Source organism: Tenacibaculum sp. Ill (assembly GCF_051938915.1).
GTDB lineage: Bacteria > Bacteroidota > Bacteroidia > Flavobacteriales > Flavobacteriaceae > Polaribacter > Polaribacter larymnensis.
The window spans coordinates 3,138,958-3,151,399 of sequence record NZ_JBPSCW010000002.1 but is presented as its reverse complement, the minus strand read 5'-3'; the positions used below and the strand labels follow the sequence as shown (position 1 = coordinate 3,151,399).

13 protein-coding genes are annotated in these 12,442 nt (G+C 31.1%); 5 read left to right on the top strand and 8 right to left on the bottom strand.

The window, feature by feature from the left end:
• Nucleotides 1-29: 29 nt before the first annotated feature.
• From ACTPNM_RS14890 to ACTPNM_RS14875, 4 genes are read right to left on the bottom strand one after another with little or no spacing between them, the layout of a single operon-like run.
• Entirely contained in the window at nucleotides 30-524 is a 495-nt protein-coding gene (locus ACTPNM_RS14890; protein ID WP_440122578.1) for a toxin-antitoxin system YwqK family antitoxin, read from the bottom strand.
• Nucleotides 525-537: 13 nt separating this feature from the next.
• Nucleotides 538-1,623 (bottom strand): diphosphomevalonate/mevalonate 3,5-bisphosphate decarboxylase family protein, encoded by a 1,086-nt coding sequence (locus ACTPNM_RS14885; protein WP_440122577.1) that lies wholly within the window; start codon nucleotides 1,621-1,623, stop codon nucleotides 538-540.
• Between the two features lie 35 nt (nucleotides 1,624-1,658).
• Nucleotides 1,659-2,360 (bottom strand): LytR/AlgR family response regulator transcription factor, encoded by a 702-nt coding sequence (locus tag ACTPNM_RS14880; RefSeq protein ID WP_440122576.1) that lies wholly within the window; start codon nucleotides 2,358-2,360, stop codon nucleotides 1,659-1,661.
• Nucleotides 2,353-3,411 (bottom strand): sensor histidine kinase, encoded by a 1,059-nt coding sequence (locus ACTPNM_RS14875; protein ID WP_440122575.1) that lies wholly within the window; start codon nucleotides 3,409-3,411, stop codon nucleotides 2,353-2,355. Before ACTPNM_RS14875 ends, ACTPNM_RS14880 begins: the two co-directional genes overlap by 8 nt.
• A gap of 212 nt (nucleotides 3,412-3,623) precedes the next feature.
• Here ACTPNM_RS14875 and ACTPNM_RS14870 point away from each other — a divergent pair, with 212 nt between their 5' ends.
• The 4 genes from ACTPNM_RS14870 (at nucleotide 3,624) to ACTPNM_RS14855 (ending at nucleotide 5,819) form a co-directional block, all read left to right on the top strand.
• The gene (locus tag ACTPNM_RS14870; RefSeq protein ID WP_274639680.1) at nucleotides 3,624-3,989 is read left to right on the top strand and encodes a hypothetical protein; all 366 of its coding nucleotides are present in this window, start codon (nucleotides 3,624-3,626) and stop codon (nucleotides 3,987-3,989) included.
• 29 nt (nucleotides 3,990-4,018) lie between these two features.
• A complete protein-coding gene (locus ACTPNM_RS14865) occupies nucleotides 4,019-5,062 on the top strand; it encodes a serine hydrolase domain-containing protein (protein ID WP_440122573.1) in 1,044 nt (347 codons plus the stop codon).
• 200 nt (nucleotides 5,063-5,262) lie between these two features.
• Nucleotides 5,263-5,493 carry a hypothetical protein gene (locus ACTPNM_RS14860; protein WP_274639682.1) on the top strand — a complete coding sequence of 77 codons (231 nt, stop codon included), beginning with the start codon at nucleotides 5,263-5,265 and terminating at the stop codon, nucleotides 5,491-5,493.
• Between the two features lie 23 nt (nucleotides 5,494-5,516).
• On the top strand, nucleotides 5,517-5,819 hold the full coding sequence (locus tag ACTPNM_RS14855) for a hypothetical protein (protein ID WP_274639683.1): 303 nt from the start codon (nucleotides 5,517-5,519) through the stop codon (nucleotides 5,817-5,819).
• 60 nt (nucleotides 5,820-5,879) lie between these two features.
• Here ACTPNM_RS14855 and ACTPNM_RS14850 read toward each other — a convergent pair whose 3' ends face one another.
• From ACTPNM_RS14850 to ACTPNM_RS14835, 4 genes are read right to left on the bottom strand one after another with little or no spacing between them, the layout of a single operon-like run.
• On the bottom strand, nucleotides 5,880-7,088 hold the full coding sequence (locus ACTPNM_RS14850) for an NAD(P)/FAD-dependent oxidoreductase (protein ID WP_440122572.1): 1,209 nt from the start codon (nucleotides 7,086-7,088) through the stop codon (nucleotides 5,880-5,882).
• Nucleotides 7,088-8,050: a GYDIA family GHMP kinase gene (locus ACTPNM_RS14845; RefSeq protein ID WP_440122571.1), complete on the bottom strand. Its 963-nt coding sequence runs from the start codon at nucleotides 8,048-8,050 to the stop codon at nucleotides 7,088-7,090. Before ACTPNM_RS14845 ends, ACTPNM_RS14850 begins: the two co-directional genes overlap by 1 nt.
• Before the next feature lie 2 nt (nucleotides 8,051-8,052).
• Nucleotides 8,053-8,376: a GIY-YIG nuclease family protein gene (locus tag ACTPNM_RS14840; protein ID WP_330488361.1), complete on the bottom strand. Its 324-nt coding sequence runs from the start codon at nucleotides 8,374-8,376 to the stop codon at nucleotides 8,053-8,055.
• 42 nt (nucleotides 8,377-8,418) lie between these two features.
• Complete coding sequence (locus tag ACTPNM_RS14835; RefSeq protein WP_440122570.1) at nucleotides 8,419-10,149, bottom strand: hydroxymethylglutaryl-CoA reductase, degradative; 1,731 nt, start codon at nucleotides 10,147-10,149, stop codon at nucleotides 8,419-8,421.
• Nucleotides 10,150-10,291: 142 nt separating this feature from the next.
• On the opposite strand from ACTPNM_RS14835, the gene ACTPNM_RS14830 reads away from it, so the two are divergent.
• Nucleotides 10,292-12,439 carry a S9 family peptidase gene (locus ACTPNM_RS14830; protein ID WP_440122567.1) on the top strand — a complete coding sequence of 716 codons (2,148 nt, stop codon included), beginning with the start codon at nucleotides 10,292-10,294 and terminating at the stop codon, nucleotides 12,437-12,439.
• Nucleotides 12,440-12,442: the final 3 nt, after the last annotated feature.

The window sequence follows — 12,442 nt, the reverse complement described above, 5'->3', positions numbered from 1 at the left end:
ACATACGGGTAAAACTACTAGTTTACAAACTAGTACACGTTTTTGTAAAAAGTTTTCCAAACACCAACTTTTTCGTTGTCTCGATATTTACCTTTTGTTTCTATTTTACCATTCTTATAAAAAGTTTTCCATATACCTTCTCTTTCACCTTCTTCATACTTTCCTTCTTCTTTCAACTCACCAGATTCATAATATACTTTTCTGATTCCGTGAAGTTTTCCACTTTTGTAGTTAGCTCTATGAAAAGGTTTTCCATTTTCATGATAATATAGTACTAAACCGTCAAAGACTTCCTCGTTAGGAATGTTTACTGTACTAAAACCTTCCATTTGAATTTGTCCGTTTTTGTAGTAGTCTACAATCCAAAAACCGTTATTCATTCTTTTAGGAGCAGGTCTATAAAACACATGCTCTTCTTTTGTTGTTTCGTGCCAATTTTTATCGAACCAAATAGTGTCTTGTGCAGTAACAGAATTGGTTATAAAACCAATAAAAAGGGCAATTATTAATGTTGAAGTTCTCATAATAGTTGGGAATTTAGGTTAAAATAGGTCTCGCGCCAAAACCCACACTATCACAAATATAATGATTTTTTTGGCAGTATGCAGCCAAAATATCCTTAATAAATACTTCAATTTCAGACTTTTCTGAATGAGGGTATAATACGTGTACATTTGCACCAGCATCTAATGTAAAACAAACATTACTATCGTTTTCTTGTCTGTATTCCCATATTTTATTAATGATTTCTAAAGTGTTAGGTTTCATTAAAATAAAATACGGATTACTAGTTAACATCATGGCATGTAATGTTAAAGCTTCACTTTCAACAAGGTTAACAAAAGCCTTGATGTCTCCATTTTGAAGAATCTTTGAAAGTTTTTCCAAGTTTTGATTAGCTTGTGTAAAACGATTTTCTGCATACGGATGATCGTGCATTAAATTATGTCCAACTGTACTTGAAACTTGTTTTTCTCCTTTGTCAACTAATAAAATAGCATCTTGATAATCTTCAAAAATAGGATGAACTGTATAAGGAAATTTTATACCAAATAAATCTGAACTTCCCACAATATTAGGGTGGTTTCCCCAAACTACTAATGGACCTTCTATACTTCTACTAGCGCTCCCTGATCCTAAACGAGCTAAAAAGGAAGCTTTTTTGTTAATATACTCCTCAGTTAAATTCGGGTTTAACTCTTTTTCTAAATTCATTAAACACATGGCAATAGCACTCATTCCGCTTGCAGAAGAAGCAATACCACTACTATGTGGAAAAGAGTTTTCAGAAGAAATAACCATCTTATACTCTAAAATATACGTACAGTATTTTTGAATTCTTTCAAAGAACTTGGCTATTTTAGGTTTAAAATCATCTTTCTTTTTTCCTTCAAAAAACAACTCAAATTCTGCTTGATTTTTTGGGAGTGTCTTTGTAAACTCAATTTTTGTAGTTGTGTGACAATTGTTTAATGTAAAGCTTATTGAGGCATTTTTAGGAATTTGAGGTTCGCTTTTTCCCCAGTATTTTACCAAAGCAATATTACTAGGTGTTTGCCATGTAACAGTTAAGTTATCTACTTTTTTATCTTGAGAAAGAAATAAGAAATCTGATGTATTCAACGTGTAAAAATTTTGCTGTAAAGATAGAATTTCGCTTACACTTGTGCTAATTTTTGTAAGACGCTTTCTTTGTAGCTCCTACTTATTGATACCGCTTTTTTAGCAATCTCAATATATTCGTTAGTATATGAGGAAATTTTAGATATTGAAACAATATAAGAACGATGAACTCTTATAAAGCAATCACTTGGTAATGTGGTTTGAAAGTTACTAATAGTTTCCCTAGTTATTACAGTGTCGTTATTGGTGAAAACTTTAACATAGTCACCTAAACTTTCAATGTATAAAATATCTTTAAAGTTAATCTTAACCATTTTTCTATCGGCTCTTACAAACATAAAATCCTTCTTGTTATCATTTTCTATAGAAATTTTCATGTTGTTATTAGTAACCTTTTGAATTGCTTGTAAAAATCGATCAAAACTAATAGGTTTTAATAAGTAGTCTATTACACTTAGATTAAAACCATCAACTGCATAATCTCTATAAGCAGTAGTAAAAATTATTTGTGATTTGTTATTGATAATTTTAGCTAAACTTAATCCAGTAATTTCAGGCATATTAATATCTAGAAAAAATAAATCGATATTTTCTGTTTGTGCAACTTGTAGTGCTTCCATAGCATTTTTACAACTAGAAATTAATTCTAGGTTAGGGGTTTTATCTATGAATGATTCAAGAATTTCCCTTGCTATAGGTTCGTCGTCAACAATTACACAGGTTATTTTATTAGCCATTTGTTAAAGGGATTTTTAAATCTACAATAAATTGGTTTTCTTCTAATGCTAAATGAAGTTTAAACTGATTGCTGTAAAGCATTTTTAATCTTTTTTGAATGTTTTCTAGTCCAATTCCATTTTTATCTGTTTTGTTTTTTTGGGAAGTGTTTTTAATACGGAAAAACAAGGAATCTTTAGTTGTTTTTAAGTTGATGTTAACACTTAATAGACCGTCAATCTGAACACCATGTTTAAAAGCATTTTCAATAAAAGGTAATAGTAGCATGGGAGATACTTGGGTGGTTTCGTTATATAAATTCTTAGAGAATTCAACTTGTAAACTCTCTTGAAAGCGCACTTTTTCTAAAGAAATATAATCGTCAATATGTTGTATTTCATTTTTTAAAAGAACAGAAGGTTTGTCTACTTGGTATAAAATATAGTCTAACAAATTAGAGAGCTTTAAAATCATATCAGGAGCTTCTTCTGATTTTTTTAAAGTAAATCCGTATAAGGTGTTTAAGGTGTTAAATAAAAAATGTGGATGAATCTGCATTTTTAAAAATTTCAGCTCTTGTTCTTTTAGCTGTAGTTGGGTCTGCAGGAATTTGTTTTTTAAGTTTTCGTTTTTTATGCTAGATAGATAATTGTAAATAATTAAACCTAAAGAGGTTGCTATAATAACAATAAAGTACACACCAATTATGACTAATGGTAAAGATTTAGTTAAGGTCTTTGTGTTGGTTCCTTCTAAAAAAGAGGAAAATACCAAACCAAAGAAAATAGAGAGTAAAATAGCTGTAAATGATATAATGAAGGTGTAGCAGCTATATAAAATAAAAAGAAAATACTTTTTCTTAAGTAGGTATTTTGGAATTAAATATAAAATAATGAAATAACTTAAGCATATGGTTACAGGCATTAAGTATGCTGAAAAAGTGTTTACATAAGCGGTGTTAGAGCTTCCATAGCCTAAGAAGTAGGTATAAAAGAAATAAACACCTACCCAAAATATAATATTGAATAAGAAGAATATAAAGCGTTTAACTATTGATGTAAATCTTTTCATTAAGTTGCAATATCTTATTTTTTGAATAAAGAGATAGGTTTTTGCGGTAAAATCCCTGAAATTGTAGACGAACAACTGTTTTCTGTTATTTGGTTGAAAAGGGAATTTAATATGTAGTTAGAGGAACAGAAAAGAGGTACTGTCGATATTACAAAACTCAAATGAATTATAAACATAGGTTTGTGCTGTAAATAACTTTAAAAATTAAAATTATGAAATTCTTATTCTCAAACCTTTTAAATGAAGGCGGATCAATGTTTATGTATCCAATACTGTTAATGCTATTAATTTGTATAGCATTGATATTAAAACTATTCTTAAAGGAAGATAGTAATGGTAAAACAATTAACTTACTGAAGCATATAAGTTTATTTGCTTTAGTTTATGGGTTTTTAGGGTTGTTTTTTGGGTTAATTGGTGCGTTTGATAATATCAGTTCAATGCAAGGAGATATAGCAACTCCTGTTTTAGCAGCAGGTTTAAAAATAGGTTTGTTAGCCCCGTCTTTTGGAATGTTAGTTTTTTTAATCGCTAGATTAGGTATAATTGGGTTAACTCTCAAGAAAAAAGAAGCTTAAAATAATCAAATAACTTATTAAATAAAAAAATGAAGAAACAACTAATTGTTTTTATAGGATTGGTATGCTCTATTATTACCTATGGACAACAAGTAAATTTAGATCAACTTTTACATTCTTTTGAAGCAGAGCATAAGGCAATGGGTACGGTTTCTGTTTTTAAAAACGGAGCCGAGGTATATAATAAGTCATTTGGTAAAGCAAACTTAGCTTTAAATAAAATAGCTAATGAAAATACTATATATAGAATAGGGTCTATATCAAAAGTTTTTACAGCTAGTATAGTGCTAAAACTTATTGAAGAAAAGAAGTTGCAATTAAGTACACAGTTAAGTACATATTTTTCAGAAATTCCTAATTCAAACAAGATAACGATAAAACATTTGTTAAGCCATCAAAGTGGACTATTTAACATTACCGATGAAGAAGGCTTTGATACTTGGATTCGTAAACCAAGAAATAGAAAAGAGATGATAGGTAAAATTGTAAAAGGAGGATTGGTATTTGAAGTAGGAACAAAAACAGCGTATTCAAATTCTAATTTTATACTACTGTCTTATATTGTAGAGGATATAGAAAAGAAACTATTTGCAACAGTATTGAAAGAAAGGATTTTTGAGCCTCTTAATCTAAAAAGAACCTCTTTTGGTGCCGAATTGAACCCGAATAAAAACGAAGCTTTTTCTTATTATTCAAATAAAAATGTTTGGACTCCAATTTATCAGGAGACAAACTTAAAGTCAACTATGGGAGCTGGAGGGATAGCTTCTACCGCTCAAGAAGTAAATGAATTCTTTAATGCTTTGTTTACGGGGCAAATTATTTCAAATGAGATGATAAAAAAAATGACAACACCAGAGAATGAATGGGGATTAGGGATATCTGTAGTAAACTTTCAAGATATGATTATTTACGGACATGATGGGGGAATTGATGGGTTCCAATCTTTAGCACTGTATCTGCCTGCGCAAAAAATATCAATAGCTTTTACATTCAATGCAACTAATGTACCTACAACCCCAACAGCTATTCAAATATTACAAACCTATCTTTCATCAGAAGCAAAGAAATAATGACTATGAAAAAAGTGTAATATATTTTATAATGTTTCCATATAACTTGTTTGGTCAACAAGAAAACAAAGGCGATGCCTTTAGGAAGAAGAATATTTAAAAAGAAAAATTAATTATACTTGGAATGTAGAACAAAAGTAAAACAGTCAATCTAGCTATAAAATACCCGTTTCTATTTCAGAAATGGGTATTTTTGTTTTATGAGAAAAATTAAACTGATTTGGGATTTTAAAGGTCCAGATGGTCTTGAAACCGCAAAGCATCATTGTATCCATTTAAAAGAATTTGCTCAGATAGATAGTTTGCCATATCATGAAGTAAATTTTGTATCTTTAAACGAAATGCACACAATTGCTTTTATTGTGGTTGATGAGGAATACATGAAAACCTTTAGAGATGCATTAAAACCTCATAGAGGAGAATTAGCATAATATAACACAAAAAAAATAGATCTATGTTTTTAATTAATGCCTTAGCAAAACCTAAAAAATCTTCTGAACATTACGATGAAGTTATCGGAGCTTACGTAAGCTTATATATCGATTATAAAGATATTGAAGGAGCTATGCGATTAGCAAAATTTTACATCAAAAATGAAGATTGGAAGGTAGTAGAAATAGAAGACGAATATTTTACGTTAGATTCAATTGATGATGTAGAAGATGATGAGCAAAAAGAATTGTATGAAGAAGCTGTAGAGTATGGGTACTCTATCATTTTTAACTGCTACGAAGAAGAAGGAGAAGACGAAGACTAAAAAAAGTAAAGTCATTTCGAACGAAGAAAGAACTCTTAAAACTTTGTTCGAAATGATTTTTTATTCAGCAATTGCATTAGCACAAATAAAACCACCTGTCCAAGCATTTTGAAAATTGAAACCACCAGTAACGGCGTCAATATTTAATACTTCACCTACAAAGAATAAGTTTTGATGTTTTTTACTTTCAAAACGTTTAAAGTTGATTTCCTTTAAATCCACACCACCAGCAGTAACAAACTCCTCTTTAAAAGTAGTGCGTCCATTAGCATTAAATAACCCTTTGGTAAGTTCGTTAGCTAAGTTTTGAAGCTGTTTATTACTTATATCAGCCCAATTTAGATTGTTTTTTATTTCTGAAGCTGTAACCAATCGTTCCCACAATCGGCGTGGAATATCACTAAAAGGTGATTTTAAAATTATCTGTTTTTTAGCCTGTGATTTCTTTAATCCTTGTAACTCTTCGAGAACAGAATTCGTATCTCGTCCTAACCAATTTACCAGTACGTTGTATTGATAATTTTTGTCAGCTAAAATACGAGCACCAAAAGCGGATAATTTTAATATAGCAGGCCCACTTAAACCCCAGTGGGTAATTAATAAAGGACCAGAGTTTTCCAAATTAGTTCCAACAAGTGTAACTTCTGCATTTGGAACTGATATTCCCCCTAAATCAACAATTCGTTTGTCTTTTATGTTGAAAGTAAATAAAGAAGGAACAGGTTCAATAATCGTATGGTCTAGCGTTTTACATAAATCCCAAACTTTTTTACTGCTTCCTGCAGCAACAACCACAAAATCAGCTTCAAAATCTTGGTTTTTTGTGTTGATAATCCATTTCTCATTTTGTTGATAAATAGAATTCACACCATGGTTTTTTAACACTGTAATTCCGAGGTTATCAACAGCGTTTTGAAAACAATCTATAATTGCTTGTGATGTATTCGCTTCAGGAAATACTCGATTATCTGCTTCAATTTTTAAAGGAACTCCACGATTTTCAAACCATTCAAAAGTATCACCAGTCATAAATTTATGAAATGGGCCAAGTAGTTCTTTTTCACCCCTTGGGTAGAATTTTGTTAGTTCTTTGGGTTCAAAACAAGCATGAGTAACATTACAGCGACCTCCACCAGAAATCTTCACCTTTTGTAAAACCTCTTTTCCTTTTTCGAGAATGGTAATGTCTAATTCAGGATTGAGTTCTTTTGCATTTATTGCAGTAAAATAACCTGCTGCTCCACCACCTATAATAACTACTTTTTTCATTATAAAATCATTTCTTTATACGAAAGAACAGTTTCGAATCCTTTTTGTTTAAAGTAACTTATTGTGTCTTCGTTTCCAGTAACTAAAACAAAATCACCACCCCAAGCTCCTAAACTTTTTACTTCACCAAAATAATCAGAAAACAATCTCTCTTTTACAGTGATTTGCTTTGTAATAGAACTAATGATTCTCTCGTGTTCAATGATAATTTTATCTAAGTCTTTGGAAGTTTTAGCTTTTAAAAACTCTTGAGTTAAGTTGTCAATTTCAGGAATTAATGTTTTAGCTTCTACTCTATGTTTTTTATAATGAGCAATTCCTTCTCTACTATTTTGTTTTTGATTCAAATGAATAAAAAACAATTCTTCAGAAAAACTTGGTTTAAAATTAACTTCTTCAACAAGAGGCTGTTTTTCTTTTAGTTTATATAGAATTGGTGTATTGTGTTTTGCACAAGCAATATCGTAACCACTACCAGAAAAAGCATTCCAAAGTAAGGTAAACGGATTCACATTTGCCCAAGTAGCAATATTGTTAATTAAGGTTGATGAACTTCCCAATCCCCAGTTTTGTGGAAAAGTTAAGTTGGTTTTTACAATAAAACCGTGCTCAGTATTTAAAAATTCTTGATTTAAATGTTTTGCTTCTTGTAAAATATCTCGTAAAGTCTCGGCAATAAACTCAGCACTTCCTTCTTTGTCTGAATTAAACGTTGCTGAAGTTAATCTTAGTTTTGGTAAATCAAAAGAAGCCTCGAACCAACATTCTCCTGTATGGGTGAAACTTCCCCAGATAAGTTGAGGTTCCTTGATGGGGTCAACAATTAAATCTTGCCCAAACTTAGTAGGAACTGCTAATGAGGTCGCACCATCTAGAACAACATACTCGCCGGTGAGTAATAATTTTCCGTTAGAGTAGCTTCGACTACGCTCAGCTACCCATTGGTTTGTATCTTCTTTCATATTTAAACTAAACCTCTTCTTTTTTGAATTCTATAATGACTTTCGTTTTGACATTCGGAAAGTTTAGGTAGTATTTCATAATTGTTATCGATTAAAGCTATCTTTTTAGCTCTAGACCAACCTTGAATTTGTTTTTCTCTATAAAAAGCTTGATGTATTTGTTGGAATTCTTCAACATAAACTAAGCTGATAGGTAATCTTTTTTGAGTGTGGCGAGCACCTTCACCATTTTGGTGTTCGCTAAGTCTTTTTTCTAGATTAATAGTACTACCGGTATAGAAACTTCCGTCTGAGCATTCTAGTATGTAAACAAAACCTTTAGGCATTTAATAATTTTGATGTTAACTGGTGACTGAGCGTAGTCGAAGTCACAATCCAAATTGTTTAAAGTGGTGTGTAAAATGTTTTACTTGGAATTTTTTCCAGTATTCATAATCTAGCTCACCAAAAAATGGGTGTACTACCTTTCTGTTTGGATTTTCATTAAAAACAGTTTCAAAATATTGTACTTGTTCGATTAAATCATCGATAGCTTCTTCCATAGAGTTAAACTTTAATGGAGTAGGGTCTTCCGATAAAAATGGAGCTTTAAACCCGATTTGTAATTCACTGTCTGAATTTAAAAACGGTTTTCTTCTAGCTGATTTCTCATCAGAAACATAAATATCAACATTCCAGTTTCCATTAGCTATTTGAGTTACTGCACTTATGTGCTCCACCATTTGCTGTCCATTCATTTTTCCAAATAAAGGTTTTGCATCAGTTTTTAAATTAGCAAGTGTACTACGTACTTCTTCCTCATTTAAAAAATCTACCCATTGTACTTTGGGTTTACGTAACTCGTTTAATTTTTCTACTACAGCACTATGTGAGGCAGTTCTGTCATCAAAATAAGCTACCACAGCTTCCTTTTCCTCATTGGTAGCTTTGTGCTGATTTAAGATATTCATCAAGTGCATTTTCATATGTCCATGTTGAATTCCTTTGGTTGTTAAGGCACGTAAAGCAGCAAAATTTTGAGCTAAACCAGCAGCAGCAATAATTTGCATTAAGGTGCGTGCACTTGGTTTTTGCATCATGTCTAACGATAATTTAGCCATCGGGTGTAAAGCAGTTAAACCACCAACAGTTCCCAGTGCTAAAGGGATTTCAATCCAAAACCTAAAAATACCGTCTTTTACTTCACAGTGTGTTAGGCTTTTATATTGCCCATCTTTTGAAGCGTATGCATGTGCTCCAGCTTCAATTGCTCTAAAGTCATTACCAGTAGCAAGTACAACGGCATCAATTCCATTCATAATTCCTTTATTATGAGTAACTGCACGGTAAGGTTCTATTTCAGCTATTTTAACAGCTTGTTCAAATTTTTGAGCAAACTTCTCAGGGTTCTTTCCACCTAACTCTTCTACTTTACAGCTCACTTCAGCTCTAACTAAACATTCAGGAACATAGTTAGAAAGAATACTCATTACAATTTCAATATCATCCTTTCTAAAAGCCTTTGCAATAGCTTCTAAGCAAGAGTTAATGAAGTTAGCCCCCATACTATCTTTTGTTTCAAACGTAACATGTAATTGATAGTAGTTTGCAAGCTTATCAGTTTTATCAACTAATTGAATATCTAAAATTCCGCCACCGCGCTTTTCCATGTTCTTAGTTATGGGTGCCGTGGCTGCATATAATTCAGTTTTTTGTCGGTTAAAATAGTTTTCTAACTCATTTTTATCACCAGCATACATAAAATGTACTTGGCCAATTTTGTTGGTAGAAATTACTTCAGTTTTAAATCCACCACGAGTACTCCAAAACTTTGCAACTAACGAAGCAGCAGCGACTACAGAGCTTTCTTCAACTACCATTGGTATTACATAACTACGCCCATTAATAATAAAATTAGGAGCAATACCGTAAGGCATATAAAAGTTAGAAATGGTATTTTCAATAAAATCATCATGCAATTGTTGTAGCTTATCATCTACATTCCAATATTGCGTAATAGTTTGTATAATTTCTGGTTGATTATTAAAGTAAGTTTTTGCCAACCAGTCTATTTTTTCTTCTTTGGTAAGTTTAGAAAAACCAGAGATCGTTTTAGACATTCTCAATTCATTTTTGATGGTTCAAAGATACGTGAATCCTGTTAAAATGGTTATGTTATTTGGTTTTTATGATTTTTTTGAGGGGATTTTTGGCTATTTTTCCGTAAACTTGGCAAACTTTTTAGATAAACAACAACTTAAGATGAAGAAAATATTATTATTGTTTATAGGAATATCTTCGCTAGTACAAGCTCAAAAAAAAGATATTTCTTTAGAGGATATATGGAAAAAAGGCACGTTTAGAGCCGATTATATGAACTCTTTAAACTCTATGAATGGAGATTTTTATTCGCTATTGAATTATGAAAATGGAAGTTCTACTGTAGATAAGTACAGTTATGAAACATTAGAAAAAGTTGCAACGATAGTTGATAGTAAAGATTTAGCTGGATTAAAATATTTTCAATCATATAGTTTTAATAATGATGAAACTAAATTAATTTTAGGAACAAACTTCAAACAAATTTTCCGTCACTCATATTTAGGTACATTTTATGTGTATGATATTGCTAAAAAATCGTTAGACTTAATTGGTACAGATATTCAAGAACCAACTTTTTCTCCTGATAGTAAAAAAATAGCATACGCTAAAGACAACAATTTATTTATTAAAGATTATTCAGATGCCAATGTGGTAATTCAAATTACCAATAGTGGTAAAAAGAATGAAATCATTAACGGTATTACTGATTGGGTTTATGAAGAAGAATTTGGTTTCGTAAAAGCATTTGAATGGAGTAAAGACAGTAAAAACTTAGCATATTTACGTTTTGATGAAAGTAAAGTTAAAACTTTTTCAATGGACGTATATGGAAAAGAAAAATACCCAACACAGCATGTGTTCAAATATCCAAAGGCTGGTGAAGAGAATGCAAAAGTAGCATTACGTATATTTTCATTAGAAACGAACAAAACTGCAGAAATTAGAGTTGGAGATTATGAATACATTCCAAGAATTAATTGGACAAATAATCCAAATATTTTAGCAGTTAGAACATTGAACCGTCATCAAAATGATTTAAAAATGTATTTTGTTGATGCAACTACTTTTAATAGTTCTATCGTTTTAAACGAAACAGATAAAGCATATGTAGATATTACTGATGATTTAACTTTCTTGGATGATAATAGTTTTATTTGGACAAGTGAAAAAGATGGGTACAACCATATTTATCACTATGATAAGGACGGTAAGTTATTGAATCAGGTAACTAATGGAAACTGGGAAGTTACTTCTTACTACGGATACAATGCTGACAAGAAAACTATTTACTATCAATCGGTAGAAAATGGATCTATTAACAGAGGAGTATACAGTATTTCTTTAGATGGAAATAATAAAAAATTATTAAGTAATGCTTCAGGAACAAACAATGCTTCTTTTAGTAAAAATATGCATTACTTTATTAATACTTTTTCAGATGTTAATACACCTCCTGTGTATACGCTAAGAAACGATGAAGGGAAGGTATTAAAAACTATAAAAGATAACGCAGCTTTAAAAGAAACTATTGCAGGATATAATTTAAGTAAAAAAGAGTTTTCTACAATTAATGTTAACGGAAACGACTTAAATATGTACACTATCAAACCTGCAAACTTTGATGCAAATAAAAAGTATCCAGTTTTAATGTATCAATATTCAGGACCAGGTTCTCAAAATGTAAAAAACAGTTGGAATAGTTCTAATGATTATTGGCACCAAATGTTAGCACAAAATGGTTATATAGTTGTTTGTGTTGATGGTAGAGGAACTGGTTTTAAAGGTCGTGATTTTAAGAAAGTTACTTACATGAATTTGGTGAAGTATGAAACTGAAGATCAAATTTCTGTAGCTAAAGAGTTAGCAAAATTACCATATGTTGATGCGAATAGGATAGGTATTTGGGGATGGTCTTTTGGAGGTCATATGAGTACTAACTGTTTATTAAAAGGAAATGATGTGTTTGCTGCTGCAATTGCAGTTGCACCAGTTACTACATGGCGTTTTTATGACTCTATTTATACAGAACGTTATATGCGTACTCCAGAGGAAAACCCAGCAGGATATGATGACAATTCACCTTTAAATTATCCAGAATTATTAAAAGGAAAGTATTTATTAATTCACGGTACAGGAGATGATAATGTGCATGTTCAAAATGCTTACAGAATGGCTGAAGCTTTAATTCAGGCTAATAAGCAATTTGAATGGGGTATGTACCCAGATAAGAATCATGGTATTTATGGAGGGAACACTCGTTTACACTTGTATACCAAAATGACTAACTTTATTAAAAATAACCTATAAAAT

Bases quoted from the DNA above. Each gene is read 5' to 3' on its own strand.
- ACTPNM_RS14890 (WP_440122578.1), bottom strand. From the start codon at position 524: ATGAGAACTTCAACATTAATAATTGCCCTTTTTATTGGTTTTATAACC.
- ACTPNM_RS14880 (WP_440122576.1), bottom strand. From the start codon at position 2,360: ATGGCTAATAAAATAACCTGTGTAATTGTTGACGACGAACCTATAGCA.
- ACTPNM_RS14875 (WP_440122575.1), bottom strand. From the start codon at position 3,411: ATGAAAAGATTTACATCAATAGTTAAACGCTTTATATTCTTCTTATTC.
- ACTPNM_RS14870 (WP_274639680.1), top strand. From the start codon at position 3,624: ATGAAATTCTTATTCTCAAACCTTTTAAATGAAGGCGGATCAATGTTT.
- ACTPNM_RS14865 (WP_440122573.1), top strand. From the start codon at position 4,019: ATGAAGAAACAACTAATTGTTTTTATAGGATTGGTATGCTCTATTATT.
- ACTPNM_RS14860 (WP_274639682.1), top strand. From the start codon at position 5,263: ATGAGAAAAATTAAACTGATTTGGGATTTTAAAGGTCCAGATGGTCTT.
- ACTPNM_RS14855 (WP_274639683.1), top strand. From the start codon at position 5,517: ATGTTTTTAATTAATGCCTTAGCAAAACCTAAAAAATCTTCTGAACAT.
- ACTPNM_RS14850 (WP_440122572.1), bottom strand. From the start codon at position 7,088: ATGAAAAAAGTAGTTATTATAGGTGGTGGAGCAGCAGGTTATTTTACT.
- ACTPNM_RS14845 (WP_440122571.1), bottom strand. From the start codon at position 8,050: ATGAAAGAAGATACAAACCAATGGGTAGCTGAGCGTAGTCGAAGCTAC.
- ACTPNM_RS14840 (WP_330488361.1), bottom strand. From the start codon at position 8,376: ATGCCTAAAGGTTTTGTTTACATACTAGAATGCTCAGACGGAAGTTTC.
- ACTPNM_RS14835 (WP_440122570.1), bottom strand. From the start codon at position 10,149: ATGTCTAAAACGATCTCTGGTTTTTCTAAACTTACCAAAGAAGAAAAA.
- ACTPNM_RS14830 (WP_440122567.1), top strand. From the start codon at position 10,292: ATGAAGAAAATATTATTATTGTTTATAGGAATATCTTCGCTAGTACAA.